Source organism: Streptomyces sp. NPDC002044, assembly GCF_040296725.1.
Lineage (GTDB): Bacteria > Actinomycetota > Actinomycetes > Streptomycetales > Streptomycetaceae > Streptomyces > Streptomyces antarcticus.
In genome coordinates this window covers 1-2,838 of the sequence record NZ_JBEOXU010000295.1, presented here as the reverse complement: position 1 = coordinate 2,838, position 2,838 = coordinate 1, and the positions used below count along the sequence as shown (strand labels likewise).

Below are 2,838 nucleotides of genomic sequence, written 5' to 3'. Positions count from 1 at the left end.
GCCCCCGCGGCGGCGGCCCCCGCCGCCCCCGCCCCGGGAGCTCACCCCGCCCACCCCCGCGCCGGAACGGTCGCCGTCCGCGACCCCGTCACCGTCGGCCGGGACCGCGGAGCCGGCCGAGCCCACCGCGGCCCCCGGGCCGGACGCGACGCCGTCGTACCCGGCCCCGCGGGCGACCCCGTCCGTGACCCCGTCCGTGACCCCGACGCCCCGGGCGGGGAAACCGTCACCAGCCCCCTCGGCCTCGTCGCCGCAGCCGCCGGGCGGGCCGAGCCCGTCCCGGCAGCCGTCCTCGCCGGCCCCCTCGGCCGGCTCGGGGGCCGCGCCGTCGTCAACAGGGCAGCGCTGACGGGGCCGTCCGCTCGTGTTCAGTGCCCCCGGGGCGCTGCGGGGACGGTGTTCTCCACCGCCGTGACCAGCGGGGCCAGCTGCGGGTCGAGCGCGGCCTCGTCCAGGGCCTCGCGCAGGGCGCCGTCGTTCGTGGGGCGGGCCGCGGCGAGGAGGTCCAGGCCCGCCCCGCTCACGTCCGTGTAGATGCCGCGCCGGTCCGTGTCGCAGATGTAGCGGTTCAGCAGGCCGCGGTCCTCCAGCCTGCTGACCAGGCGCGTCGTCGCGCTCTGGCTGAGGACCACCGAGTCCGCGACCTGGTGCATCCGCAGGTGCCCGCCCGGTCCGCTGTGCTGGCGGCTGAGGACGTCCAGCAGCGAGTACTCGCGCACGCTGAGCCCGTGCCCCGCCTGGAGCGCCCGCTCGATGTGCGCCTCGATCCGCCCGTGCAGGAGGGAGAGGGCGCACCAGCCCTGGGAGAGGGCGGTGAGCGCGCTGTCCGTGGCCGTCATGGGCTCCTCCAACTGCGGGTGCGGTGTTCCGGTGTTCCGGTGCTGCGATCTCGGTGCCGCGGTGCGTCCGCGCGGGGCGCGGCGGCACGCGTACCACCAGGATAGGCCACTCGCGCAATATCCCGCGCTTGCAAATATCCCGCGTCTGCAATTAATGTGGACGCACGTAAGCAGCGACAGCACATACATGTCGCCCTCGGCGGCCGCGCGCCGCACCCCGCACCACCACCTCCCTGAAGGGCACCTCCCCTCATGCCTCTCGCACTCCTCGCCCTCGCCATCGGGGCCTTCGGGATCGGCACCACCGAATTCGTGATCATGGGCCTGCTCCCCGAGGTCGCCGGTGACTACGGCGTCTCGATCCCCACGGCGGGCTTCCTGGTCACCGGCTACGCCCTCGGCGTGGTCCTCGGCGCGCCGCTGATGACGGTCCTCGGCACCCGCATCCCCCGCAAGCGGATGCTGATGCTGCTCATGGGCCTGTTCATCGCGGGCAACGTGCTCTCCGCGCTCGCCCCCGCCTTCGGCGTCATGCTGGCCGGCCGCGTCGTCGCCTCCCTCGCCCACGGTGCCTTCTTCGGCATCGGCGCGGTCGTCGCCGCCGAGCTCGTCGCGCCCGAGAAGAAGGCCGGCGCCATCGCGATGATGTTCACCGGCCTCACCGTCGCCAACGTGGTCGGCGTGCCCCTCGGCACCCTCGTCGGGCAGACCCTCGGCTGGCGCGTCACCTTCCTGATCGTCGCCGGACTCGGCGTCCTCGGCCTGCTCGGCATCGCCAAGCTGGTGCCCGATCTGCCCCGGCCCGCCGGCGGCGTCCGCATCCGCAGCGAGCTGGCCGCCTTCCGCAACGTTCAGGTGCTGCTCGCGATGGCGATGACCGTCCTCGGCTTCGGCGGCGTCTTCGCCGCGATCACCTACATCACTCCGATGATGACCAACGTCGCCGGTTTCGCCGACACGTCCGTCACCTGGCTGCTCGTCCTCTTCGGCCTCGGGATGGTCGCCGGCAACCTCATCGGCGGCCGGTTCGCCGACCGCGCCCTGATGCCCCTGCTGTACGTGTCCCTCGGCGCCCTCGCCGTCACGCTGGCGGTGTTCACCCTGACCGCCCACAGCAAGGCCGGCGCGGCCGTCACCGTCGTGCTCATCGGCGCCCTCGGCTTCGCCACCGTCCCGCCGCTGCAGAAGCGGGTGCTCGACCAGGCCGCCGGCGCGCCCACCCTCGCCTCCGCCGTCAACATCGGCGCCTTCAACCTAGGCAACGCCCTCGCCGCCTGGCTCGGCGGGCTCGTGATCGCCGCCGGCCTCGGCTGGACCGCCCCGAACTGGGTCGGCGCGGCCCTGGCCGCCTCCGCCCTCGTACTCGCCCTCGTCTCGGGCGCACTGGAGCGCCGTACGGCCGCCCGCCCGCTCGGCGGCGCCCCGGCCGGCGCGGACGGGGCCGTGGCCGCCGGGGCCGCCGCGCCCGTACCCGCCCACCACTGACACTTCCGGAACCCCACCCCGTACCGAAGCCGAAGCCCCGTACCAAGGAGCACGCACCATGTCCCTCACCACCACCGCCCGCACCGCCGTCGCCCCGCTGACCACCGAGGACGCCGAGCTGCTCGTCGCCGCCGCCCGCGCCGCCGCCGACGCGGCCGGGGTCACCGTCAGCGTCAGCGTCCTGGACGCGGGCGGCCACCCGCTGGCCTTCCGCCGCGACGACCGCGCCGTCCTGATCTCCGGCGAGACCAGCACCCGCAAGGCATTCACGGCACTCCAGCTCGACGCGCCGACCGCCGACCTGGTCGACGCCGTCCGTCCCGACGGCCTCTTCCACACCCTGCCGACCGCCCTCGACCGGCCGCTCCTCTTCCTCGCCGGCGGGCTGCCCGTCCACCGCGACGGCCGCCTCATCGGCGCCATCGGCGTCGGCGGCGGGTACTTCCCGTTCTCGATCTTCGCCCGCAGGTCGGCGGCAATCCGCTCGGTCTTGCCCGGCTCCTTCTTGGCCACG

General features: G+C 74.9%; 3 protein-coding genes. 2 read left to right on the top strand and 1 reads right to left on the bottom strand.

The features are described from left to right. Positions 1–368: 368 nt before the first annotated feature. Positions 369–839, bottom strand: coding sequence for a MarR family winged helix-turn-helix transcriptional regulator (locus tag ABT106_RS31645; protein WP_351284424.1), 471 nt, complete (start codon positions 837–839; stop codon positions 369–371). A 252-nt stretch (positions 840–1,091) separates the two neighbouring features. Here ABT106_RS31645 and ABT106_RS31640 point away from each other — a divergent pair, with 252 nt between their 5' ends. Then, entirely contained in the window at positions 1,092–2,324 is a 1,233-nt protein-coding gene (locus tag ABT106_RS31640) for an MFS transporter (RefSeq protein WP_351284421.1), read from the top strand. Between the two features lie 58 nt (positions 2,325–2,382). Then, positions 2,383–2,838 (top strand): GlcG/HbpS family heme-binding protein (locus ABT106_RS31635; RefSeq protein WP_502979542.1); only part of this gene is annotated, 456 nt, incomplete at its 3' end.